The following is a 25,234-nucleotide window of genomic DNA, read 5'->3' on the forward strand; positions in this document are numbered from 1 at the left end:
CCATGACCAGGGCGTACTTGAAGACGATGCGGCACCGGACGGCCTCGGCTGCTTGCCGGTCGAGAGGTCGAGGAGGAACTGCAGCACGCACACGGTGGCCAGCTGAGCCGGCGAGAGGCCAAGGCGGCCGTCGCCGGATACGAGCGGACGAAGTCCTCGTCGCCCCAGGGCCCGTCGAGCTGGTCACGCACCCAGGTGGCCGTAATCCCACGAGGATTACTGGCACGCGCCATCCGAGCCGTGAGCTCTGGCACCACCACAACGGACAGGGAACGAACGGACACTGGTCACCAAAGGAAGACAGGACTGCACCATCCAGAGTGTCCCAAACCCCCAACAACACTGCCCCTGGAACCTCAAGATCCCCGACAGAGTCGCTCAATGGCCTCGCTTGACGCGCTACATCCGAACTCGATCTAAGCCGGGAACACCGCGACGTCGCTGAGGCTGCGCCGCGAGGACGCATCAAATGGGCCGCTTTGCCCCACAGTGTCCGCTCGTAGGCTTTCTTGATCCTCCGACTCGCGAACCGCACGTCTCGTATGCTCCCCTCATGATCAAGCTGATGTACCGCGGAGGGGCAGCCAACCTGCAACTCTTGGCGGAAGAGATCCGGGAATCCCCAGAACTGAACCAGCATTGCACGGTCGAAGTCACACAACGAGAGACACAGAGCGATTCACTGCAGCACGGTCAGTTGGCGGATATCGCCATCTCGGTAGCGGCAGGAGTCGCTACCAACGGCCTGTACGACGCGATCCGAGCTCTCATTGACCGAGCTCGTGACCGCGGCTCTGTAGAATCCGTCGATTCAATCGAACACGAGAATGACGACTAGCTGCAGCGGAGAACAGGATTCCCGATGAGATCTCCGGTCCTGCACAGTACAGCTGGCGCTCAATTAAATCTAAGAAGCCACCTCTTATTCCATGACAACATGCGCGAAAATCCCAACGATCTAGTCACGTCGCTCATGTCGTGGAACTTGGTCAATGCGCACGAGACGAGCCACTGGGCCCGGTTCCACGGCTCTACCATTGGCGTGCTTCTCACGTTTCTACGTGCTGCCCGAGACTCTCTGGCCGACTATTCGATCCGTAACCTCGACGGTAACGACCGAGCCATCTTCGAGAAGCACCGTAACGATGGCATCCCTCTCTTCGCCTGGAACAAGAAGGCAACCTCCTATTCGCTCGGAAGTGAAATAACTGACAACTGCCTCACATGGCTTTCCCTGCATCGCACCTACTCAATCCTCCTCGGATTCGAGCCTCTCAACTGGTCTAAAATAAACCAGGAAGCAACGCAGGACTCGCTGACCTTGGCTTTGCACACGACCTGGAGGCAATGGGCCGGAAGGGGAATGTTACCTCTGAGGGATGGAGATTACGCCCACGTACACAGCTTCGAACCTCTCCTTGGAGGTGAAGAGCCGATCACAACGCGACTCCTCCTTGAGTGTGCGGGCCTACTGGACGAGGGCTACCTCTTCTGCGGACCATATCCAGAAATCATGGATCGAGGACTCCAGAGAATGTGGGAAATAAACCGGAGAGGAGAATACGGAAAACCTCACCGCCTTGCAGAATCCATGGCAGGCCGAAGCCTCTCTCATTCTGAAGTCCTGACTCTTATCGACTTCGCCTTGAATCCTCCATTACCTGGCCTACACAAGGGCGTAGGCACCATTGACTGGCGTGAGCTATACCCGCCATATCGTTTCCTCTTCGCTGCGGCAGAAATGGCAGAGCCTCGCGCCTACAAACATTCAGAGGCAGTCAACACGCGGCCCACGATTGACCACGTCAGAGACTTCTTCAGCACGGTCACTCGAGCGAGTGATGTCCGAGTAGGGTCGATCGATTGCCAACTGACGGAGGACTCAGAGCTGCGTGACGTCGCAGACCCCAGACGATCCTTTGCGCGAAGGATGATGGGCATCCCACTCCTCTCAGCCGATCGACTTCACAGAGAGCGACGCGCGGATGTCAGGTCAATATCCCACTTCGGCTCCTTGTTCATCGACATTGACGGATACCGCCTGCTGGACGCAGAGGCTCCGGACTACCCATGGTGGTTCTTCCCACCTCTGAAAGTCATCAACGACGGAGTGTACGGCTGGCCTGCCAATCGCCTCACTCTCGACGAGGCCACTGACCTACTCATCGGTTCTGCCATCTCATCGGCATACGACGACGTCGTGAATGGGGTCGGCCCTCTAGCCCGTGATCACCTACCAGCGGCACCATTTCGGAACCCAGATGAAGCCGCAGTACTGAACGAAATGGCGCGATATCACCTAGGAGTAAATATCGGATGGACGTAAGCCGAACGATCTCCGTCGGGTTGACCTGACCCTTTGGGGCCGAAGCGTCCGATTATGCCGCGAGTGTGAGGGGGTGGCTTTTTCATCGCGCGGTACTGACTGAGATCCCCTGACGGGGGGACGGGCGTCACGACCCGCAGGACCGAGGCGGGCTGCCGCCGGAGGTGAGATGCACCGCTGCTTGTCGCAACTACCGGCGGATTGACCTCCCGCTGGGTAGAGTTCGGGGCCAGCGGTCCACGACGTCGGGTGGTGGGGTGGGAAGGCAATTCTTCATCGCCTTGGGAAGCGGCAAGTACTGCCACCTTCCGAAGGAGGAGCAGCTGGCCTCCGTGCCCGGGGACGTACGGGCGACGACCGAGCTGTTCCAAGCGTTCGGCTACACCGCTATGTTGCCGGGCCTCGGGGACTACGAAAGCGCCGATCAGATACGGCGGAAACTCACCCATTGGTCGTCCGATGCCGATCTGACGGCCGATGACGTCGTCGTCGTCTACTTCGCGGGACACGGATCTGTTGAGGAACGCGACCGCCACTATCTGCTCTGCTGGGATTCGCAGGAGGACGATCTCGTCTCCAGCGCCTTGGCCACCGAAGACCTCGTACGCATCCTCTGTCGCGGCGAGTTACGTCACCTGTTGCTGATCCTCGACACCTGCTCGGCCGGAGCAGGCAGCGCGGACGCGGCCGCGGTCGCGCTTCAGACAATCGCCTATCGGAGCACCTCCGGCCATGCCTCAACCGGACTGTGGTTCCTGGGCTCGGCCCGGCACAAGGACATCGCGGAGGACGGCCAGTTCGTCACGGCCCTGATCAAGGCCGTCGAAACCACCGCCGGCAGGACCGGCCAACGCCAGCAGTACCTGGATCTCACCGAACTCGTCAAAGCCGTCAACGAACAGTTCGACACCGAAGGCCGCGGCCAACGAGCCGAGTTGGCCAGTGGACTCGTGACCGGCCTCGCGCCTTTCCTGGCCAACTCGAATTATCGGGAGGAGCTTCCTCCCCTGGGCACCGATCTGCAGGTCCAACGACGTGTGGCGGAGCGGGATCTGGACGAGCACTTCGGCCCCCGGTCGCGGGGTGTGGAGTTCGAGTCCGAGCAGGGCCTGTACTTCAGCGGCCGGATCCGGGTGCTGTCCGAACTCGTGGACTGGCTCACCTCGCCCCAGAGCGACGGTCGCGGAAGAGTGGTCACTGGTAGCCCGGGGTGCGGAAAGTCGGCGGTGCTCGGACGGATCGTCGCCCTTTCGGACCTCGGATACCGGGCTCGTCTCGACCTCTCCGGTGTCGACGCCTCAACCGTGCTTCCCGCCGGGTGCGTCTCGGCCACGATCCACGCGCGGCACAAGCGGCTGGAGGAGGTGGTCGAACGCATCGCCACCGCGCTGGGCACTCGCACCGACGGCCCCGCCGCTCTGCTGCAGGAGCTCACCCGGCGCGGGCGTCAGGGAGCGCCCATCATCGTCGTGGTCGATGCCGTCGACGAAGCAGGTTCGGACACCGCCGCGGACGCCGGCGGCCACGGTGAGCCCCGCCGGATCACGCGCGAGCTGCTGCGCCCCATGTCGGAGATTACCGGCGTGAGGCTGCTCGTGGGGGCTCGCCATGAACTCGTGGGCCCGCTGGGCCGCACGTTCACGGTGATGGACCTGGATCGGGACGGCTACCGGGCCACGCAGGAGGACGTGTCCGGCTACGTCGCACGGGTGCTGCTAGCCGGCGACGAACCCGAGATTCCGACGCCCTACCGAGGCCAGGCCGACCGCGCACGTATGGTCGCCGACGCGGTCGCGGCGAAGGCGGCCGGCGTCTATCTCTACGCGAGGACGACGGCCCGCACCCTGCGCTCCGACTGCTCTTCCGTCGACATCAACCGCGCCGGCTGGGCCGAGGACCTGCCCAGCGAGGTCGGTGAAGCCTTCGACGACTATCTGGCCCGCTTCGGTCCGGACGAGGCCCGGGTGCGACGGATGCTGCTCGCGCTGGCCTTTTCGGAGGGCAAGGGGCTGCCCAGGGGCCACGTGTGGACCACGCTGAGTTCGGTGATCTCGGGCGTTGTCTGCACCGAAGAGGATGTCACCTGGGCGCTGGACGTGGCGGAGGCGTACGTCGCCGAAGTCATCGACGACGACCAACGATCCGCGTACCGCCTCTACCACAAGGCACTCGCCGAGCATCTCCGTGCCACTGCGGGCCGGGCGGCGGAGCAGGTACAGCGTTCGATCGTACGGGCCCTGCGCTCGCTCGTCGCAAAGCCGGTCGACGGCCCACCGGACTGGTTCGGCGCTGCCGGGTACCTCCGACGTCATCTGGCCACGCACGCGGCCGCCGGTGGCGTCCTGACCGACCTGATCGAGGATCCCGGATTCCTCCTGGCCAGTGATCCGCGAGCGCTCCTCACGGCCTTCTCCTCCATCGAGGGCGACACTGCCCGGCGCATTCGCAGCACGTACGAACACGTGGCACATCGGCTGACCCACGATCGCCCGCTCGGAGACCGTGCTGCGGACCTACAGCTCTCGGCCCGCCGGTGCGAGGCCGATCTGCTGGCCGACCACATCGAGGGCCTATCCTTGGCGCGTCCATGGGCCGCGCATTGGGCCTGGTGGTCGCCGAGCGGCGTCCACCGGCTACTCGCCGGTCACACCCGCACCGTGAGCTGCGTCGCGGTCGGAGCACTGGATGGCCGTCCGATCACGGTCACGGGCAGTGTGGACGGCACAGCGAGGATCTGGGACCTGACGTCCCAGCAGCAGATCGGCGACCCCCTGTCCGTCGGTATCGCCGTGAGTTCCGTTGCCATCGGTGATCTCGGTGACTACACGGTGGCCCTGACCGGTGGTGATGACGGCACGGTCAGGGTCTGGGATCTCTCGGCAGGCCAGGAATACGGCGAACCGCTGCGCGGGCACACCAACCGCGTGGCGAGCATCGCGGTGGGAGCCCTCGACGAACGCCCCGTCGTACTGACCGCCAGCTCCGACGGCACGGCGCGGCTGTGGGACCTGCAGAACCGGTGCCAGCTGGGGAGCGAGCTGACCGAGCACCGTCGCTCCGTCCTCGCCGCATGTTTCGGTGAACTCGACGGACGGCCGATCGCCGTCACCGGCGGGGACGACAAAGCGGTGTACGTCTGGGACTTGTCCGAGGTGGTCGACGGCGGGAGCGCCCGCCTGGACGGCAGTCCCCTCATCGGCACGGCGATGGGCGTATCTGCGGTGTGCGTGACCGAAGTCGACGGCCGGACCATCGCTCTGGTCGGTGACCAGGCGGGCATGCTGAGCCGTTGGGACCTCCACGATCGCCGTCAGGTCGGGGAGCCCGTCAGCGCACACGTCTACTACAGCCGGAGCGGAGTGACCTCGGCGGCCGCGGGATATTTCGGAGGTCGCCCCGTAGCGGTGACAAGCGGGCGCATGGAAGCCCGTGTATGGGATGTCCGCACCTTGCAGCAACTCGGCCCTCCCCTGCGCGGCCACGTCCAGGACATCACCGCAGCGGCATTGTTCGACCAGGGTGACATCGCCCTCACCGTGACGGTGAGCGAGGACCGGACGGCACGAATCTGGGACCTCGCCGCGGATCAGCCCGCGGAAGGCCATGCCCGACCCGTGCTGGCCGCGGCCTACCACTCGTACCGGAGCCGGGACCTGGCCGTCACGGGGAGCGAAGACGGATCGGCCCGCCTGTGGGACATGGCTACCGGCCAGGAATGCGCTTCGCCCCTGAAGAGCCACACCGGCCAGGTCTTGGCCGTTGCCGTCGCAGAGGTGGGCGGCTCACTGATCGTAGCTACAGGCGGATCCGACACTACCGTGCGCATGTGGGAGCCACTGCGCGCGGGTGCTTCGGCCAGTCCCCTGATTGGTCACACCAATGCCGTGCGCTGCGCCGTCTTCGGCGAAGTCGAAGGACGGCCGATTCTGCTCACCGGAAGCGATGACGGAACAGTGCGCCTCTGGGACGCACGCGACGGCACCGAGCTCTGCCCACCGCTGACCGGTCACATCGGGGATATCCGGCACCTGTCGGTCCGACGGAGCAGACGAACACTTGAGGTCGTCCTGTGTACCTCCTTGAACCACGGATACCTGTGGCGCATCGAGCCCGGCCCAAGCCACCTGACCGCAACGCTCCATTCCCATTTCGACGCGTCCACCCTCACCCCCGCCGCCCGGACCGTAGGAGTCGGGTTCCACCAGGGGCGGCCCGTCATCATCGTGATCCTCGATGGAAACGCTGTCCACGCCCGGGACATGGAGACATCCGCCGTCATAGGAGGCCCCTATTTCGGCCACACCGATTTCGTTACGGCAGCCACACTCGGCTGCATCGGCAGCAGGACGGTCTTGGCCACGACCTCGTGGGACAACACGTTTCGCGTCTGGGACCTGATGTCCGGCACCGAAGAGGGTCCGGCCCTGGCCAGCTGCAACAACTTGGCCCCAGGCTCGCAGACTCCGCCCGTCTTCGGGCGGATCGGGAACGTTCCGGTAATGATCGGCGTCGGCTCGCTCCAGGTCCGCCTGTGGAACTTGACCACCATGCAACCGCTGGGTGAGCCCCTGTACGGCCTCGAACAACACCTACTTTCGGCCGACATCGCCCGCACTGCCGACGGTCGTGCCGTGGTGGTAACAGGCAGTCTCGACGGTGCTGTGCGTGTCCACGATCTGGAGAACGGTCGGCAGGCCGCCAGCCATCTGACCTCAGGGGCGCCCTCCATCTACCACGCTGTCACGGAGCCCATTGACAATGACGCGATCGTGGTTCGCAGCAGCTGGACCGATGTCGAGGTCTGGGGTCTCGGCGCACGTCACAGGTTGGCACGCCGGGCCGGCTATTCACAGCTCGCGTGTGCCAGCGTCCTGGAGGGGCGCCCCGTCGTGATCTCCGTTGCCGGGGACTACACCCTTCACGCCTGGGATCTCGATTCGGAAGCTCTCGTATGCCCGCCCATGTCGGGGCACACGGCCACAATCAGCGCACTGCGGGCCGGGCAGGTGGGCAGCGTGCCGATAGTGGCCAGCGCCTCGTACGACGGAACCGTGCGCGTGTGGGATCTCCGGACCGGCAGCTCTCACGGGGAGGTCAGAACCGGCTATGAGATGGGGGCGACCGCACTGGATCTGGCAGTAATCGGCGGGCGCGACCACCTACTGACCGGAGCCGGTGACGGCCGGGTCTGCATGGCGCCGTTGGACGGCTACTCGCCCTCCGACACCGAACTGGACCGGTTCCCGGCTGCGGTGCGACGCGTGCGCGTGGCGAACGTAGACGGCACTCCTACGCTCGTAGCCGCCGACGGGTACGGCTTGGTACGCGTCTGGGACCTCGCAGCAGTCGCCCTCCAGGCGGAGATCAACGTCGGCAGCGGGATCAACGGTGTCGACGTCGACGAGGCGGGCCGGGTCTGCGTGGCGACCGACATGGGGCTGGTGGCGCTCCGCCTGACCCCCGCAGCCCATAAGAAGTAGGGGGATTTCAGATGACCCGTGTCGTCCTCGTCCACGGCATCGCGCAGCAACTGAAAGGGCCCGAGACGATCGCCGAGGCATGGCTTCCGTCCCTCAACGACGGCCTCACCCTCTCAGGTGCCGGCACACTGCCTCGCGACGACGTCTCTGCCGCCTTCTACGGTGACCTGTTCCGCCGACCTGGTCACCGCGGCCTGGGCGAGCCGCCGCTCGACGCGTCCGACGTGGAACCCGGACTCGAGCACGAGCTGCTCCTGTCGTGGTGGAGGGCAGCCGCGGACGCCGAGAGCCGTGTACCCGGACCGGATGCCACTGGCCGGCTACGTACCCCCCGCATCGTCCAGCGGGCGCTCAACGCACTCAGCCACTCGACCTTCTTCACTGGCCTCGCCGAGGGCTCGATGATCGGCAGCGCGCGCCAGGTCAGACGCTACTTCACCGAGCCAGAGGTCCGGGGGGCGGCAGGAGAACGTCTGGCTCGCGCGGTGACCGGCGAGACGACGGTGATCGTCGCCCATTCCCTGGGCAGCGTCGTCGCCTACGAGACGCTGTGTGCCCACCCGCAGTGGCAGGACCTCACGCTGATCACTCTGGGGTCACCCCTAGCCGTACACGGCCTCGTTTTCGATCGACTTCGACCCACCCCTCACGGGGGAACGGCCCGGTGGCCAGTGCCCGTGAAGCGTTGGATCAACATCGCCGACCACGGCGACGCCGTGGCTCTGATCAAAGAGCTCGCACCTTCATTCGGAACCCGCATCCAGGACCAGACCGTCAACAACGGCGCGCATGCCCACGACGTTCGCCCCTACCTGACTGCGCGCGAAACCGGATTCGCTCTGGCAGAAGCGCTCGGCTGAGCCGCTCGGCCCAGCACGCCGGACAGGGGTAACCGAAGCGATCAGGCAACAGTTGTCAGGCCATCTCGAACCGACGAAATGATCTCTTCCTGAGACCCTCCCCCAGACCGCGAAACGGCCTCTACCCGCAACGATGGCGAAGGCGGCCGCCGCAGAGGAGACCACCTGCTCTGCTGGACGAGGTGGGCGCGCTCGACTTCCGCGAGCTCTCGGCCGACGATGTCGTCGGCTGACTCGCGGCCCTGGAGCAGTGACCCACCGGCATGGCTGCGCCCTACTTTCTTGTCGTGGTTCGAACTGGTCACTCGTAAGATCAGCGGGACCCAGGGGCTCTGGGTATGGCTGTCATGGCTGCGCCGTGTGATGGCTGGAGAGGCTTGGCCGCCCCGAGCCCCGCGACGACTCGACCGCCAATTGGGAGATGCGACTCGATCGCTGTGTAGGGCAACGTCGGCGAGGTCGTCTGCTGGGCCGTGAACGTGCGACGAGCTTGCGGAGGTGACCGTGCCCCGGATATGGGCCGGAGTGGACATCGGCAAGGAACACCACCACTGCGTGGTGATCAACCCGGACGGCGAACGCCTGCTGTCCCGCCGGGTCCTGAACGACGAGACAGCCCTGCTGGAACTGATCGGGGACGTCTTGGCCCTCGACATCGACGTGCTGTGGGCCGTCGACCTCAACCACGGCGGAGCCGCCCTGCTGATCGGGCTGCTGCTCAGCCACGACCAGCCGATGGTCTACATCACCGGCTTGACCGTGCACCGCGCTTCGGCCTCTTACAGAGGCGAGGGCAAGACAGACGCCAAGGACGCCTTCGTCATCGCGGACCAGGCCCGCATGCGCCGCGACCTCGGCCTGCTGCGGCCCGGCGATGAGATCACCGTCGACCTGCGAACCCTGACCGGCCGCCGCACCGACCTGATGTGTGACCGCACTCGCCAGATCAACCGTCTGAGGGCTCAGCTGCTGGAGATCTTCCCAGCGTTGGAACGCGAGCTGGAACTGACCACAAGGGCCCCGTCGTCCTGCTGACGGGCTACCAGACCCCGACGGCGATCCGCCGCAGCGGCGTGAAGCGCATCGAGACGTGGCTGCGCAACCGCAAGGTCCGCAGTGCCGCAGCCCTTGCACGGACGGCCGCGGAGGCCGCTGAAGCTCAGCACACCGCTCTGCCCGGCGAGAAGCTGGCCGCTGCCATGGTGGTCCGCCTCGCGAAGGGGGTGATGGCCCTTGATGAGGAGATCGCGGAAGTCGATGCCCTGATCGAGGCCCGGTTTCGCGAGCACCCGCACGCCGAGGTGATCGTCAGCCTGCCCGGCATGGGCAAGCAACTGGGGGCCGTGTTCCTCGCTGCCACCGGCGGCGACATGGACGCCTTCGGCAGCGCTGACCGGCTCGCGGGCTTCGCCGGCCTGGCGCCGGCCCCGCGAGACTCCGGGCGCGTCAGCGGGAACCTCCGCAGACCACGGCGCTTCCACCGTGCACTGCTCAACGCGATGTATCTCTCCGCGCTGTCGAGCCTCAAGAGCTGCCCAGCGTCCAAGGAGTACTACGCGCGCAAACGCGCCGAGGGGAAAGGGCACAAACAGGCGCTGCTGGCACTCGCGCGCCGCCGCGTCAATGTCCTGTGGGCCATGATCCGTGACGGCGCGTACTACCAAGCCGCACCCGCTGTCACAGCAGCGGCTTGACATCAGCATTGGGAAGCCTCTCCGGAGCCCCAGGCACACGGGCTCACTCCTGCCGAGCTGGACCGAGTGCTGAACGCCACCGGGGCACGAAGTCCAGCGACTGACTGCGGACCGTTTCTGAGACGTTGAAGGGCGCAGCCCTTCAGGCCGAACTACTCGAAGTGTGCCCGGGTGTGCGCCAAGACCGGCTCTCGGCACCAGACCGTGTTCGAGCCCCGCAAAGGCGGCCTCTTCGCAGCACTCTGCTCCGCATGCCGCACCCGGTGGGAGCTGCGCCGCTGCCAGTCGCCTGGCCGCAGGTGCTGCACGCTGTGCAGACGAACGTGCCGGTGCCCTGCGATGCCCGGCACGGGACTGCCAGGAAGGCGCCACCGAGACGGCGATCGAGATCAGACTCGGAGCTCGGGTAGCGGCGGAGCCATCCGGTTCCAGTAGCGGGAAGGTCTGTTTACGGGCCAGGCCGGAACTGAAGAGTGTGGTTCGTGCGGCACCACGGATGTCACCGAACTTCGCGCGGTGACATCCCCCCAGGTGTGCGTCGCCGCGCAGCACCGCTCGCCCTGCCCAGAGCTGGGCCGCTCTCACTTGGTGCGGCCGGACATCACTCCTACAGTGACGGCAGACGCAGCCTTACCCGAGGAACGACAGCCGCACCTGCCGGTCCGCATTGTCGACGTTCGTGTCCACCAGGCACACGGACTGCCACGTCCCCAGTTCCAGCCTCCCCCCGATCACCGGCAACGTGGCATGCGGCGCCACCAGCGCCGGGAGCACGTGGTCCCGGCCGTGGCCCGGGCTTCCGTGGCGGTGGCGCCAGTGGGCGTCGGCGGGAAGCAGGGTCCCGAGGGCGGTGAGGAGGTCGTCGTCGCTGCCGGCGCCCGTTTCCAGGATCGCGATCCCGGCGGTGGCGTGCGGGACGAAGACGTTGAGCAGGCCGTCCCGCCCATGCGCGACGCGGTCCAGGAACTGCGTGCACTCCTCCGTCAGGTCCATGACCGTCTCGGTCCGTCCCGTGGTGACGCTCAGCATGTGTGTGGCAAAGGTGTTGGACATGGCCCCATTCTCTCGCCGTCGGGCCCGGCCGCGCCCCCGGGAAGATCCCGGGGCGCGCCAGGGTTGGTAGAAAGGTGAACAACTTCGGGACGCGCGAGCTGGACGTGGTCGTCATCGGCGCCGGACAGGCAGGGCTCTCCGCCGCCTATCATCTGCGCCGCGCCGGCCTCGGCCCCGGGCGGGACTTCGTCGTGCTGGATCACGCGCCCCGCCCCGGCGGAGCCTGGCAGTTCCGGTGGCCCTCGCTCACCTACGGCAAGGTGCACGGCATGCACTCCCTGCCAGGCATGGAGCTGACGGGTGCCGACGGCGACCGCCCCTCGTCCGAGGTGATCGAGGAGTACTTCGACGCGTACGAGAGGCGCTTCGGGCTACGGGTGCACCGACCTGTCGACGTGAGCGCCGTGCGCGACGGTGAGGGCGGGCGGCTGCTCGTCGAAACCTCCGAGGGTACGTACGCGCCACGCGCCCTGATCAACGCCACCGGCACCTGGGACCGTCCGTTCTGGCCGCGCTATCCGGGGCAGGAGACGTTCCGGGGGCGGCAGTTGCACACCGCGAGCTACCCGGGGCCGGAGGAGTTCGCCGGCCGCCGGGTCGTGGTGGTCGGCGGGGGCGCCTCGGGCACCCAGCACCTGATGGAGACAGCGGAGGTCGCGGCACAGACGTACTGGGTGACGCGGCGCCCCCCGGTGTTCCGCGACGGACCGTTCGGCGAGGAGGAGGGACGGGCCGCGGTGGCCCTGGTGGAGGAGCGCGTACGCCGCGGACTTCCACCGCAGAGCGTGGTCAGCGTGACCGGACTTCCGCTCAACGAGGCCGTCCGGCGCGCTCGCGAGCAGGGCGTCCTCGACCGGCTTCCCATGTTCGAACGGATCACGCCGGACGGGGTGGCCTGGTCCGACGGCCGGACCGTCGACGCCGACGTCATCCTCTGGGCGACCGGCTTCCGGGCGGCCGTCGATCACCTGGCACCACTGAAACTCCGCGAACCGGGCGGCGGCATCCGCGTCGAGGACACCCGGGCCGTACGGGATCCGCGCGTCCATCTCGTCGGCTACGGCCCGTCCGCCAGCACCATCGGCGCCAACCGTGCGGGACGACAGGCGGTCCGTTCGGTCACCCGACTGCTGGACAGCGTTCCGGCCTGATCAGCCTCCGGGAGCAGAACACGCGAACAGGAGATCGTTCGCTCGAACGCGTGGCAATTCCGCATTGGTTACTCAACTACCGTGCGACACCGAATGATTACCGCAAGCGCACAGCGGGCTGCAGACCGCTACTGCGCGTGCCCCACAGATGGACCACACACAAGGAGAAGTTGTCGTCGCCCAGGCGTGGGCAGCCCGTCCCTCAGGTGGCAGCCGGGACCGGATGGCTGTCGCGGCGGATCAGGGCCGCATAACGTCCGTCCTGCGCGAGCAGTTCCTCGTGTGTGCCGCGCTCGACCGTGCGGCCGTCATCCAGAACGACGATCTGGTCGGCGTCCCTGATGGTCGAGAGCCGGTGTGCGATGGTGAGCGTGGTGCGGCCCTTCGACAGGGAGTCGATGGCTTGCTGCACGGCGTGTTCCGTACGGGTGTCGAGGGCGCTGGTCGCCTCGTCGAGGATCAGCACGGGCGGGTTCCGGAGAATCGTGCGGGCGATCGCCAGCCGCTGCTTCTCGCCGCCGGAGAATCGGTATCCGCGTTCGCCGACGAGGGTGTCGTACCCGTCGGGCAACCCGGCGATGTGCTCGTGGATCTGGGCGGCGCGGGCGGCGGCCTCGATCTCCTCGTCGGTGGCGTCCGGTTTGGCGAAGCGGAGGTTTTCGGCGACCGAGGCATGGAAGAGGTAGGTCTCCTGGGAGACCACGCCGACGGCCCGGGCGAGGGTGTCGAAGTCCAGGTCGCGCACGTCGACGCCGTCGATGGTGACCCGGCCCCCTGTGACGTCGTACAGCCGCGGCACCAGGTAGCTGAGCGTGGACTTGCCCGATCCGGTGGGGCCGACGACGGCCAGGCCGGTCCCGGCGGGCACCGTCACGTCGATGCCGCTCAGGGTCGGGCCGCTCTTCTCGTCGTAGCTGAAGGTGACGTCCTCGAAGGCGATCTCGCCGCGGATGCTCTCCAGCCGGACGGGCTTCTCGGGTTCGGTGATGTCCACCCGGAGGTCGAGATACTCGAAGATGCGCGCGAACAAGGCGAGGGACGTCTGCATCTGCACGCCGGTGGCGAGCAGGCTCACCGCCGGCCGGAACAGGCCCTGCTGGAGCGAGACGAAGGCGACCAGCGTTCCGATGGAGACGGCTGGGGCGCCCGACTGGAGGGTGAGGCCCGCCGCCCAGTAGATGACGGCGGGCATGGCGGCCATCACGATCCCGATCGTCGACATCCTCCAGCGCCCCGCCATGTTGGAACGCACCTCGAGGTCGACCAGGCGCTCCGATTCCTCGGAGAAGGCCTTGGTGAGCGAGTCGGAGCGGCCCATGGTCCGGCCCAGCAGGATTCCGCTGACCGAGAGCGATTCGGTGACCGTGGCGGCCATGGAGGCCATCTGCTTCTGGCGCTGCGTGGTGATCTTCTTGCGCTCCCGGCCGACTCGCCGGCTGATCCAGACGAAGACGGGCAGCAGGAGCAGCGAGACGACGGTGAGCCGCCAGTCCAGCGCGAGCATGGCCACCACGGTCGCGACGACGGAGGTGAGGTTGGAGACCAGGGAGGTGGCGGTGGAGGTGACCGTCGCCTGCATGCCGCCGATGTCGTTGGCGATGCGGGACTGGACCTCACCCGTGCGGGTCCGGGTGAAGAAGGCGAGCGGCATCCGCTGCAGCTGGGTGTAGACGGCGGTGCGCAGGTCGTGCATGACGCGCTGGCCGACGGTCGTGGAGATCAGGGTCTGCAGGACGCCGAAGACGCTGGTCACCACGGCGGTGAGGATCATGCCGAGCGCGAGCAGCGTGAGTAGCCCCGTGCGCCCCTGGGGGATCGCGGTGTCCAGAATCTCGCGGAGCAGGAACGGGGAGGCGACCGACACCAGGGAGGATGCGCCCACCAGCAGCCCGACCACAGCGAGTCTGCCGCGGTAGGGCCGGAAGAGCCGGAAGATGCGGCGCAGCTCGGCGGGCGGCTGTCCCGCGTCTGCGGCTGGAGGTGTCCAGAGGGGTTCGTCGGGTTTCATGGGCTCCTTCGAGAGCGTGCGACTGACGGGGTGTTCGTGTGCGTCCGGCAGTCGGCGCGGAGGCCCGGGTCGAGCTGACGGGAAAGTGGACTTTTGAGAGCTTAGCCCATTGTTACCTCTATTCACAATGAACAAGGTCCTGATATTGTTCCCTCATGGACTCCCCCGACTCCGACGGCATGCTCGCCGAGCAGCTGCTGCGGCTCACCCGCCGCCTCCAGCGCATCCAGAGCCGGCAGCTGGAGCCGACCGGCATCACCCCGGCCCAGTTCCGTCTGCTGCGCACGACCGCGCACTACGACGGCGCGCCCCGGATGGCCGATCTCGCCGAGCGGCTGGACGTCGTCCCGCGGGCCGTGACGACCCTGGTCGACGGCCTGGAGGCGAGCGGCCGGGTGCGGCGCGCCCCTGATCCGGCCAACCGCCGGGTGGTCCGTATCGAGATCACCGAGGAGGGCAGGGCCGTGCTCCGTTCGATGCGCACCGCGCGCAAGGCCGCCGCGGAGGAGATCCTGGCTCCATTGACCGCCGAACAGCGTGAGGTGCTCGGCGGACTGCTCACCGCTCTGGTCGACGGAATGCCGGAGCGCCGCCGCTGCTGAGGCACGCGGTGCGGCCCCCGCACCGCACCGTCGAGGGGACCTGACATGCCGCTGCTGGAGCCGAAGCCGGAAGCACTGCGCCCCGGGACGGCACGCCCGCCGTCCCCCGATCGGGTGCCCGGCTGGAAGGCGTCAGGGGCTCCGGCGGACCTGCGGGCCGGCCTGACCGCCCTGCTCGGCGAGGAGAAGGTCCTGTGGAAGATCTCCGACCTGGTGCGTTACGCCTCGGACGCCAGCCCCTACCGCTTCCTTCCGCAGGTCGTCGTGGTCCCCGAGGACATCGACGACATCTCCGCGATTCTCTCCTACGCGCACGGCAAGGGCCGTGCCGTCGTCTTCCGGGCGGCGGGCACGAGCCTCAACGGCCAGGCGCAGGGCGAGGACATCCTCGTGGACGTGCGCCGCCACTGGTCAGGGATCGAGGTCCTGGACGACGGGGCACGGGCCCGTATCCGCCCGGGCACCACGGTCATGCGGGCGAACATCACGCTGGCCCGGCACGGCAGGCTGCTCGGCCCCGATCCCGCCAGTGCGATCGCCTGCACCGTCGGCGGTGTCGTCGCGAACAACGCCTCGGGGATGACCGCGGGGACGACGCGCAACTCGTACCGCACGGTCTCCTCCCTCACCTTCGTCCTGCCGAGCGGCACGGTGGTCGACACGGCCGGGCCCGACGCGGACGAGCTGCTCCGCCACGCCGAGCCACGCCTGTGTGACGGGCTGATGGCGCTCAAGGCGGAGATCGAGGCGGACACCGCGCTCACGGCCCGGATCCGTGCCAAGTACGAGATCAAGAACACCAACGGCTACCGCCTCGACGCGTTCCTCGACGGATCGACCCCCGTGGAGATCCTGCGGGGGCTGATGGTCGGCTCCGAAGGCACCTTCGGCTTCATCTCCGAGGTCGTCTTCGACACCCTGCCCCTGGACCGGTGCGTCTCCTCGGCGCTGCTGTTCTTCCCTTCCCTGACGTCGGCGGCGGCAGCGGTGCCCCGGTTCAGCGAGGCGGGGGCGATCGCCGTGGAACTGATGGACGGCAACACGCTGCGCGCCTCGGTCAGGGTCCAGGGCGTTCCCGCGGACTGGGCGGTTCTCCCCCGGGCCACGGCGGCGCTCCTGGTGGAGTTCCGCGCTCCGGACGAGACTGCGCTGGAGGCGTACGAGCAGACGGCCGCCTCGGTCGTCAGCGGTCTCGACCTCGTCGTGCCGGCCGTCTCCGTCACCAACGAGTTCACCCGGGACGCCGGGACGGTAGCGGGATACTGGGCGGCCCGGAAGGCGTTCGTCACGGCCGTCGGCGGCTCCCGTCCCTCGGGCACGACGCTGATCACGGAGGACTTCGCCGTACCGCCGTCCCGGCTCGCGGAGGCTTGCGAGGCACTGCTGCAGCTCCAGGCGGTGCACGGCTTCGACGCCGCCGTCGCCGGCCACGCGGCACACGGCAATCTCCACTTCCTGCTCGCCTTCGACGCCGCGAAGCCCGCCGACGTCGAGCGGTACGCCGCTTTCATGGACGACTTCTGCGTGCTGGTCGTCGACCGTTTCGACGGTTCGTTGAAGGCGGAGCACGCCACCGGCCGCAACATCGCCCCGTTCCTCGAGCTGGAGTGGGGCCCGAAGGCGACCGAGCTGATGTGGCGTACGAAGCAGGTCATCGACCCCGAGGGGGTGCTGGCGCCGCGGATCGTCCTGGACCGCGACCCGAAGGCACATCTGCGCGGGCTGAAGACGATCCCCACGGTCGAGCCGGTCGCCGACCCGTGCATCGAGTGCGGCTTCTGCGAACCGACCTGCCCCAGTGAGGACCTGACGACCACTCCGCGCCAACGCATCGTGCTGCGCCGCGAGATGATGCGCCAGCCGGACGGCTCCCCCGTGGAGGCCGGTCTGCTGGACGCCTACGGTTACGACGCCGTGGACACCTGTGCGGGCGACTCCACCTGCAAGCTGGCCTGCCCGGTCGGCATCGACACCGGCGCGATGATGAAGGATTTCCGCCACCATCGGCACTCCGCCCGCGAGGAGCGGGTCGCGGTGCTCACCGCGAAGTACTTCACGGCGGTGGAGACCACGGCACGGCTGGCGGTCGCCGCGGCCCACACGGTGCCCGGAGCGGCCGGTGACCGGGTGCTCGGGGCCCTGACCAGGCTCGCACGCCGGGCGCTCAGTCCGGATCTCGTGCCGGAGTGGCTTCCGGAGATCCCTGGTGCCGCCTCGCGCAGGCTCCCCCCGACCTCGCGGGCCGGGGCGAGTGCCGTCTACTACCCGGCGTGTGTGAACCGCATCTTCGCCGGACCCGAGGACCAGGGCGCGCTGTCGCTCGCCGACGCGGTGGTCTCCGTATCGGCGCGGGCCGGGAAGCCCGTATGGATCCCCCCGGACGTAGCGGGGACCTGCTGCGCGACGATCTGGCACTCCAAGGGGTACGACGCGGCCAACGCGGTCATGGCCAACCGCATCGTGGAGGCCGCCTGGGGCTGGACCGCGGGCGGCAGGCTGCCGCTGGTGGTCGACGCGTCCTCGTGCACACTGGGCCTGGCGCACGAGGTGGTGCCCTGTCTCACCGAGGCCAACCGGGAGTTGCACCGCGAGCTGACCGTCGTCGACTCGCTCGTCTGGGCGGCCGAGGAGCTGCTTCCCGCTCTGACCGTGTTCCGCAGGACGGGCTCCGCCGTGCTCCACCCGACCTGCTCCATGCAGCATCTCGGCGATGTGGCACAACTGCGCACGGTCGCCGAGGCCTGCGCCGAGGAGGTCGTCGTCCCCGACGACACCGGCTGCTGCGCCTTCGCGGGCGACCGCGGCATGCTGCACAAGGAACTCACGGACTCGGCGACCGCCAGGGAGGGTGCCGAGGTGGGCGCCCGGAAGTACGACGCGTATCTGTCGGCCAACCGGATGTGCGAGATCGGCATGGACCGGGCCACCGGCCACCCCTACCACTCGGCGCTGATCGAGCTGGAGCGGGCCACACGTCCGGTCCTCTGAGGACCGCGCACACCCCGTACGTCCGAACCGGGCACGCACCCGCACACCTGGGGCCGGGCGCATGCCCGCACGTCGCCCCCCGCTCCGTGCGCCACCGGCCCTCCTCCCCGACATCGGCCGCAGCAAAGTCCATGGTTTACGCGCGAGAGTCCAATCCCATCCCTTGCACAACAACAGCCCCACCGTTCAAGGTCCTTACCAAGGTCCGGGCGCCCGCCTCCTCGTGGGTTCCCGGATTCGTCTGCGCACCGTCGGATCGCCCTTTCTGGAGGCTCGATGAATGACGACGCACCACAGGACCTGGACCCTCTGACCACGGACGACGGCTCGATGAGCCGTCGTTCCGTGCTTCGCACCACAGCCGGGGCAGCCGGAATCGCCGGCGTCGGACTCGGCTTCGGAACCCTCGGCAGCGGCACCGCGGCGGCGGCGGAGAACGCGCCCGGCGCCCCCTCCTCCCCCACCCGCAAGGGCGCCACCATGGCCGGCGTCCCCTTCGACCGCCGCTCCACCGTGCGGGTCGGCATCGTGGGCCTCGGCAACCGCGGCGGCAGCATGATCGATCTCTTCCTCGCCGTGGCCGGGGTGCGGGTCGTCGCCGTCTGCGATCCGGTGAAGGACAAGGCCGAACGGGCCGCCGCGAAGGTCACGGCGGCCGGCCAGCCGGCGCCCGCCGTGTACACGAACGGCGAGGACGACTACGAGAACCTCTGCAAGCGCGGCGACATCGACTTCGTCTACGTGGCCACGCCCTGGGACTTCCACTTCGAGATGGCGAAGACCGCCATGCTCAACGGCAAGCACGTCGGCGTCGAGTGCCCGGTCGCCCTACGGCTCGACCAGCTCTGGCAGCTGGTCGATCTCTCCGAGCGGACCCGGCGGCACTGCATGCAGCTGGAGAACTGCTGCTACGGCCAGAACGAGATGCGGGTGCTGCGGATGGCGCACGCCGGCCTCTTCGGCGATCTGCTGCACGGCGCGGGCGCGTACAACCACGATCTGCGCGGGCTGATGTTCGACCCCGACTACTACGAGGGCCCGTGGCGACGGCTGTGGCACACCCGGCTGCGCGGTGATCTCTACCCCAACCACGGATTCGGGCCGGTCGCCAACTACATGGACGTCAACCGTGGCGACCGCGCGGTGTCCATCACCAGCGTCGGCTCCCCCTCGCTCGGCCTCGCCGAATACCGCGAGAAGCACATGCCCAAGGGCGACCCGAGCTGGAAGGAGACCTACATCGAGAGCGACCGGACGATCAGTCTCGTCCGGACGGCCAAGGGCAGGGTGATCCGTCTGGAGCACGACGTGTCGACGCCGCACCCCTACTCGAGGATCAACAGCCTCGGCGGCACGAAGGGCGTTTTCGAGGACTACCCGGCCCGTATCTACCTGGAGCCCGATCACACCGACGACCAGTGGGCGGACTTCTCCGCGTACGCCGACTGGGACCACTGGCTGTGGAAGGAGCACGCCGACCCGCCCGGTGGACACGGCGGGATGGACTACATGCTGGTGTTTCGGCTGATGCAGTGCATGCGCCTCGGGCTCGTACCCGACTTCGATGTGTACGACGCGGCGACCTGGACCGCGCCGGTCCCGCTGAGCCACCTCTCCATCAAGGCCGGCGGCGCCCCGCAGCAGATACCGGACTTCACCCGCGGCGAGTGGAAGAAGGCACGCCCGGGCATGGACTCCCAACAGCCCGACGAGTAGGCCGGATCGGGCCCCGATGCCGGGGCCCGGTCCCCCGCACCGTAATAATCGGTTGCCCCGGACGGGGTCAGGAAGCGAACCTTGCACGGTTTGGTCCCCCACTGTTCCACGAGGTCCTCCACGGATCTCCGCTTCCGATCCTTGGGACGTCATGCAGATTCGCGATCTTCCGTACTCGGATCCCGGCGATCCCGATGTGAGGTCGGGCCCCCGTTTCCTCTTCTGGCTCGGGCGGAACCAGCTCGCCGGCCAGCTCAAGTCCCTCGCCTGGGGGCTGCTCCACCACTGCTCGATCGCGGGCCTCCCGCTCGCCGTCGGCCTGGCGGTGGAGGCCGTCATCGACCGTTCCGGCAGGGACCTGGCGAGGGCCGGTGTCCTCCTCACCGTCCTGGGTGTCCTCATCGCCCTCGGCGACACGATGCTCCACCGGACGGCGGTCACCAACTGGATCACCGCCGCGGCGCGGGTTCAGCAGCTGCTGGCACGCAGAACCGCGGAGCTCGGCTCGGCACTGACGCGGAGGGTGGCGGCCGGAGAAGTGGTCGCCGTGTCCACCGGCGACGTCGAGAAGATCGGATGGTTCGTCGAGGCCCTGTCGCGCTTCCTGGCCGCCGCGACCGCGCTCGTGCTGATCTGCGTCGGGCTGGTCCTCTATCTGCCCTCGCTCGGTGTGCTGGTCGCGATCGCCACCCCGGTCCTCGCACTGACCGTGCTGCCGCTGCTCCCCCGGGCCACCCGCCGGGCGGATCTCCAGCGCGAGAAGGCGGGCCGGGCCACGGAACTGGCCTCCGACACGGTCGCCGGACTGCGGGTGCTGCGCGGCATCGGCGGCGAGGAGCTGTTCCTCGACCGATACCGCCGTGCGTCCCAGGAGGTCCGGGAGGCGGCCGTCCACAGTGCGCGGATGTGGGCGCTCATCTCGGCGATCCAGGTGTTCCTGCCGGGAGTTCTGCTGATCTCGCTGGTCTGGTACGGCGCGACGCTGGCCCGGGACGGCCGGATCGACGTCGGCCAGCTGGTCACCGTGTACAGCGCGGCGACCTTGATGCTCTTCCCTCTGCGGAACGTGGAGGAGATCGCCATGGCGTACTCCTTCTCGCGGCCGTCCGCGCAGCGCGCGGTCCGGGTGCTGTCGCTGCGTCGCAGCACCCGTCCCCCGACCGCGGACACCACCGCGCCCCAGGGCGATCTGTACGACCCGGTGACCGGGTTGATGGCGCCCCAGGGCCTGTTCACCGCTGTGGTCTGCGGCGATCCCGACGAGGCGGGGCGGCTGGCGGAGCGGCTGGGCGGCCACACCGAGCCGGACGACGACGCTTCCGCGCCTGCCCCCTCGGTGCTGCTCGGCGGTGTGCCGCTGGACGAGCTGCCGCTCGACACGGCGCGTGCCGCGGTGCTGGTGCAGGACAAGGACCCCGTGCTGCTCTCCGGGACGCTGCGGGAGTTGCTGGACGTCCCGTCCTCGGGCGGCGTGTCGGCCGAGGACGCGCTCGACGCCGCCCGGTGCGGTGACGTGCTGGACGCGCTGGCGCAGGCGTCCGTCGACGTGGACGGAGATCCGATGAACACCCGGATCACCGAGCGCGGCAGATCCCTGTCCGGCGGTCAGCGGCAGCGGCTGGCGCTGGCCCGGTCGCTGGTCACCGACCCGGAGGCGCTCGTGCTCGACGAGCCGACGTCCGCCGTGGACTCGCACACGGAGGCCAGGGTCGCCGCCGGTGTCGAGCTGCTGCGCAGGGGCCGTACGACGGTGGCGTTCGCGTCGTCGCCGCTGCTGCTGGACGTCGCCGACCGCGTCGTGCTCCTGCACGGGGGCACGGTCGTCGCGGCGGGAACGCACCGCGAACTGCTGCGGGACGACCACCGGTACCGCGCGGTCGTGACCCGTGAGACCGAGGACGAGGCCGCCGCACGGGACGGGATCCCCGCGGCCGGCGGCGTCCGCCCGGCCCGGACGGCCCCCCGGACGGCCGAGGAAATCGAGGAGACAGCATGATCGGCCTGGCCCCACCGGAGTACGACCCGGCCGCACCGCAGTCGGCGACGACCCTGCCGGTCGGTACGCCGACGACCGTACGGACGTATGTACGCGCCCTGCTGCGGCGCCACCGCAGGCCGTTCGCCGTGCTGATCGGCGCCAACGCGGTCGCAGTGATCGCGTCGATCACCGGGCCCTACCTGCTCGGCGGGCTCGTCGAGGACCTGTCGAGCGGTGTCACCGATCTCCATCTGGAACGCACCGCGGCCGTGTTCGCCCTGGCGCTGGTCGTGCAGACCGTGTTCACGCGGGCGATGCGGCTGCGCGGGGCGATCCTCGGCGAGGAGATGCTGGCCGATCTGCGCGAGGACTTCCTCGTACGCTCGGTGGGCCTGCCGCCCGGGGTCCTGGAGCGTGCCGGTACGGGTGATCTGCTGTCCAGGATCACCACGGACGTCGACCGGCTGGCCAACGCGATGCGTGAGGCGGTGCCGCAGCTGGCGATCGGGGTCGTCTGGGCGGGGCTGCTGCTCGGCGCGCTGACCGTCACCGCCCCGCCGCTGGCGCTCGCCGCCCTGGTCGCGCTTCCGGTGCTGGTCGTCGGCTGCCGCTGGTACTTCCGGCGGGCGCCCTCGGCGTACCGCTCGGAGGCGGCCGGGTACGCGGCGGTCGCGGCCGCGCTCGCCGAGACCGTGGACGCCGGGCGGACCGTGGAGTCCCACCGGCTGGGATCCCGCAGGATCGCGCTGTCGGACCGGCGGGTCTCGGAGTGGACGAAATGGGAGCGATATACCCTTTTCCTGCGCTCGGTGCTCTTCCCGGTCATCAACACCACGTACGTGACGATTCTCGGCGCGGTGCTGATGCTGGGCGGCTGGTTCGTGATCGAGGGCTGGATCACCGTCGGGCAGCTGACGACGGGGGCGCTGCTGGCGCAGATGATGGTGGACCCGATCGGTCTGATCCTGCGGTGGTACGACGAACTGCAGGTCGCCCAGGTGTCGCTGGCGAGGCTCGTCGGCGTACGGGAGATCGAGCCGGACGCCGGTGACGACCTCGTCGGTCCCGACGGCCGGGTGGTGAAGGCCGAGGAGGTGCACTTCGGGTACCGCGCGGGCGTGGACGTCCTGCACAAGGTGTCCCTGGACGTCGCCCCGGGCACGCGGCTGGCACTCGTCGGGCCGTCGGGTGCGGGAAAGTCCACGCTGGGGAGGCTCCTGGCCGGGATCTACGCGCCCCGGGCGGGTTCGATCTCGCTGGGGGGCGCCGAGCTGTCCCGGATGACGGCCGAGCGGGTACGGAGCCATGTGGCTCTCGTCAACCAGGAGCACCACGTGTTCGTGGGTTCGCTCCGGGACAACCTCCTGCTCGCCCGTACGGGCGCCGAGGACGCGGAGCTGTGGGCGTCGCTCGCCGCGGTGGACGCGGACGGCTGGGCGAAGGCCCTTGACGCGGGCCTGGACACGGAGGTCGGCTCGGGCGGTCTGGCCCTCACCCCGGCTCAGGCGCAGCAGATCGCCCTGGCCCGCCTGGTCCTGGCGGACCCGCACACGCTGGTGCTGGACGAGGCGACGTCGTTGCTGGACCCGCGGGCGGCCCGGCACCTGGAGCGGTCGCTGGCGCAGGTGCTGGAGGGCCGCACGGTGGTGGCGATCGCGCACCGGCTGCACACAGCGCACGACGCGGATGTGATCGCGGTGGTCGAGGACGGCCGGATCAGCGAACTGGGCAGTCATGACGAGCTGGTGGCCGCGGAGGGCGCCTACGCGGCGCTGTGGCGTTCCTGGCACGGCTGAGCGGCGGTCCCGGCCGCTCGCCGTCCCGGGCGGGGTCCTGCCGCGTGTCACCGTCCGGCGGCAGGGCCCGCCGCACAAGAGGCGAACTCGGTCCCCTCCGGTGAGGATGAGGGAGTGACTGGCCTCGGATACGGGGCAGGCGAGCGATGACCGCGTAAACCCGAGAAGGGACGCACACCGTGGCACGACCCAGGATTCTCGTTGTCGGCGCCGGCTTTGCCGGGGTCGAGTGCGTGCGCCGGCTGGAGCGCACTCTCGCCCCCGGCGAGGCGGACATCGCGCTCGTCACCCCGTTCTCGTACCAGCTCTACCTGCCGTTGCTCCCACAGGTCGCCTCCGGGGTGCTCACCCCCCAGTCGGTCGCCGTCTCCCTGCGCCGCAGCCGGCGCCACCGCACCCGGATCGTGCCGGGCGGGGCCATCGGGGTGGACACGAAGGCGAAGGTCTGCGTGGTCCGCAAGATCACGGACGAGATCGTGAACGAGCCGTACGACTACATCGTGCTGGCCGCGGGCAGCGTCACCCGGACCTTCGACATCCCGGGGCTGGTCGAGAACGCCCGGGGCATGAAGACCCTGGCCGAGGCCGCCTACATCCGGGACCACGTCATCTCCCAGCTCGATCTGGCCGATGCCAGTCAGGACGAGGCGGAGCGGGCGTCCCGGCTGCAGTTCGTGGTGGTGGGCGGTGGGTACGCCGGTACGGAGACGGCCGCGTGCCTGCAGCGACTCACCTCCAACGCCGTCAAGCACTACCCCCGGCTGGACCCCAAGCTGATCAAGTGGCATCTGATCGACATCGCGCCGAAGCTCATGCCGGAGCTCGGCGACAAGCTCGGTCTCAGCGCCCTGGAGATCCTGCGCAAGCGCGGGATCGAGGTCTCGCTCGGTGTCTCCGTGGCCGAGGCGGGTCCGGACAAGGTGACGTTCACGGACGGCCGGGTGCTCCCCTGCCGCACGCTGATCTGGACCGCGGGCGTCGCGGCGAGTCCGCTCGTCGCCACGCTCGACGCCGAGACGGTGCGGGGCCGGCTCGCGGTGACGCCGGAGATGACGCTGCCCGGCAGCGACGGTGTGTTCGCGCTCGGCGACGCGGCGGCGGTGCCGGACCTGGACAAGGGCGACGGGGCGATCTGCCCGCCCACCGCTCAGCACGCCATGCGCCAGGGCCGCAAGCTCGCGGACAACATCATCGCGTCGCTGCGCGGCCGTCCGCTGCAGCCGTACGTCCACAAGGACCTCGGTCTGGTCGTGGACCTCGGTGGCCGGGACGCGGTGTCCAAGCCGCTGGGCATCGAACTGAAGGGCATGCCGGCGCAGGCCGCGGCGCGGGGGTACCACTGGGCGGCGCTGCGGACGAACGTCGCGAAGACCCGGGTCATGACCAACTGGCTGCTCAACGCGATCGCCGGTGACGACTTCGTGCGGACGGGGTTCCAGGCCCGGAAGCAGGCCACCCTGCGCGACTTCGAGTACACCGACGCCTATCTCACGCCGGAGGAGATCCGCGCGCACACGGCGGGCGCCGGCATCCGCGGCTGAGCCGCCCGCCCGGCCCCTGTCCCCGACGCGGGACGGGGGCC

At 68.7% G+C, this 25,234-nt stretch carries 13 protein-coding genes and 1 pseudogene; 12 read left to right on the plus strand and 2 right to left on the minus strand.

Going from position 1 to position 25,234, the window contains the following annotated elements; translation table 11 throughout:
* Positions 1 to 553 precede the first annotated feature (553 nt).
* From ACZ32T_RS28860 to ACZ32T_RS28880, 5 genes and pseudogenes are all read left to right on the plus strand, one after another.
* Positions 554 to 838, plus strand: coding sequence for a hypothetical protein (locus ACZ32T_RS28860; RefSeq protein ID WP_467369864.1), 285 nt, complete (start codon positions 554 to 556; stop codon positions 836 to 838).
* 99 nt (positions 839 to 937) lie between these two features.
* Positions 938 to 2,326 (plus strand): hypothetical protein, encoded by a 1,389-nt coding sequence (locus tag ACZ32T_RS28865; protein WP_467369866.1) that lies wholly within the window; start codon positions 938 to 940, stop codon positions 2,324 to 2,326.
* A gap of 257 nt (positions 2,327 to 2,583) precedes the next feature.
* Positions 2,584 to 7,806, plus strand: a complete 5,223-nt coding sequence (locus ACZ32T_RS28870) for a caspase family protein (RefSeq protein ID WP_467369868.1) — start codon at positions 2,584 to 2,586, stop codon at positions 7,804 to 7,806.
* 11 nt (positions 7,807 to 7,817) lie between these two features.
* Complete coding sequence (locus ACZ32T_RS28875; RefSeq protein ID WP_467369870.1) at positions 7,818 to 8,666, plus strand: hypothetical protein; 849 nt, start codon at positions 7,818 to 7,820, stop codon at positions 8,664 to 8,666.
* Positions 8,667 to 9,170: 504 nt separating this feature from the next.
* Positions 9,171 to 10,360 (plus strand): annotated as a pseudogene (locus ACZ32T_RS28880) (IS110 family RNA-guided transposase).
* Between the two features lie 630 nt (positions 10,361 to 10,990).
* Here ACZ32T_RS28880 and ACZ32T_RS28885 read toward each other — a convergent pair.
* Positions 10,991 to 11,413, minus strand: coding sequence for a secondary thiamine-phosphate synthase enzyme YjbQ (locus ACZ32T_RS28885; protein ID WP_467369871.1), 423 nt, complete (start codon positions 11,411 to 11,413; stop codon positions 10,991 to 10,993).
* 74 nt (positions 11,414 to 11,487) lie between these two features.
* Between ACZ32T_RS28885 and ACZ32T_RS28890 the strand changes: the two genes are divergently transcribed.
* A complete protein-coding gene (locus ACZ32T_RS28890; protein WP_467369873.1) occupies positions 11,488 to 12,564 on the plus strand; it encodes an FAD-dependent oxidoreductase in 1,077 nt (358 codons plus the stop codon).
* Positions 12,565 to 12,766: 202 nt separating this feature from the next.
* On the opposite strand, the gene ACZ32T_RS28895 is transcribed toward ACZ32T_RS28890, so the two are convergent.
* Positions 12,767 to 14,572, minus strand: coding sequence for an ABC transporter ATP-binding protein (locus ACZ32T_RS28895; RefSeq protein WP_467265115.1), 1,806 nt, complete (start codon positions 14,570 to 14,572; stop codon positions 12,767 to 12,769).
* A gap of 155 nt (positions 14,573 to 14,727) precedes the next feature.
* On the opposite strand from ACZ32T_RS28895, the gene ACZ32T_RS28900 reads away from it, so the two are divergent.
* From ACZ32T_RS28900 to ACZ32T_RS28925, 6 genes are all read left to right on the plus strand, one after another.
* The gene (locus ACZ32T_RS28900; RefSeq protein WP_467265113.1) at positions 14,728 to 15,174 is read left to right on the plus strand and encodes a MarR family winged helix-turn-helix transcriptional regulator; all 447 of its coding nucleotides are present in this window, start codon (positions 14,728 to 14,730) and stop codon (positions 15,172 to 15,174) included.
* A 45-nt stretch (positions 15,175 to 15,219) separates the two neighbouring features.
* Positions 15,220 to 18,162, plus strand: a complete 2,943-nt coding sequence (locus tag ACZ32T_RS28905; RefSeq protein ID WP_467369875.1) for an FAD-binding and (Fe-S)-binding domain-containing protein — start codon at positions 15,220 to 15,222, stop codon at positions 18,160 to 18,162.
* A 276-nt stretch (positions 18,163 to 18,438) separates the two neighbouring features.
* Positions 18,439 to 19,878 carry a Gfo/Idh/MocA family protein gene (locus ACZ32T_RS28910; protein WP_467265109.1) on the plus strand — a complete coding sequence of 480 codons (1,440 nt, stop codon included), beginning with the start codon at positions 18,439 to 18,441 and terminating at the stop codon, positions 19,876 to 19,878.
* Between the two features lie 151 nt (positions 19,879 to 20,029).
* Positions 20,030 to 21,874 carry an ABC transporter transmembrane domain-containing protein gene (locus ACZ32T_RS28915; protein WP_467369877.1) on the plus strand — a complete coding sequence of 615 codons (1,845 nt, stop codon included), beginning with the start codon at positions 20,030 to 20,032 and terminating at the stop codon, positions 21,872 to 21,874.
* Positions 21,871 to 23,652: an ABC transporter ATP-binding protein gene (locus ACZ32T_RS28920; RefSeq protein ID WP_467369879.1), complete on the plus strand. Its 1,782-nt coding sequence runs from the start codon at positions 21,871 to 21,873 to the stop codon at positions 23,650 to 23,652. The genes ACZ32T_RS28915 and ACZ32T_RS28920 overlap by 4 nt, the downstream gene beginning before the upstream one ends.
* 179 nt (positions 23,653 to 23,831) lie before the next feature.
* Positions 23,832 to 25,193, plus strand: coding sequence for an NAD(P)/FAD-dependent oxidoreductase (locus ACZ32T_RS28925; protein ID WP_467265103.1), 1,362 nt, complete (start codon positions 23,832 to 23,834; stop codon positions 25,191 to 25,193).
* Positions 25,194 to 25,234: the final 41 nt, after the last annotated feature.

The organism is Streptomyces sp. NPDC023573, assembly GCF_055559735.1.

Coding starts and splice junctions, on each gene's coding strand:
- ACZ32T_RS28860 (WP_467369864.1), top strand. CDS start 554: ATGATCAAGCTGATGTACCGCGGAGGGGCAGCCAACCTGCAACTCTTG.
- ACZ32T_RS28865 (WP_467369866.1), top strand. CDS start 938: ATGCGCGAAAATCCCAACGATCTAGTCACGTCGCTCATGTCGTGGAAC.
- ACZ32T_RS28875 (WP_467369870.1), top strand. CDS start 7,818: ATGACCCGTGTCGTCCTCGTCCACGGCATCGCGCAGCAACTGAAAGGG.
- ACZ32T_RS28885 (WP_467369871.1), bottom strand. CDS start 11,413: ATGTCCAACACCTTTGCCACACACATGCTGAGCGTCACCACGGGACGG.
- ACZ32T_RS28895 (WP_467265115.1), bottom strand. CDS start 14,572: ATGAAACCCGACGAACCCCTCTGGACACCTCCAGCCGCAGACGCGGGA.
- ACZ32T_RS28900 (WP_467265113.1), top strand. CDS start 14,728: ATGGACTCCCCCGACTCCGACGGCATGCTCGCCGAGCAGCTGCTGCGG.
- ACZ32T_RS28905 (WP_467369875.1), top strand. CDS start 15,220: ATGCCGCTGCTGGAGCCGAAGCCGGAAGCACTGCGCCCCGGGACGGCA.
- ACZ32T_RS28910 (WP_467265109.1), top strand. CDS start 18,439: ATGAATGACGACGCACCACAGGACCTGGACCCTCTGACCACGGACGAC.
- ACZ32T_RS28915 (WP_467369877.1), top strand. CDS start 20,030: ATGCAGATTCGCGATCTTCCGTACTCGGATCCCGGCGATCCCGATGTG.
- ACZ32T_RS28920 (WP_467369879.1), top strand. CDS start 21,871: ATGATCGGCCTGGCCCCACCGGAGTACGACCCGGCCGCACCGCAGTCG.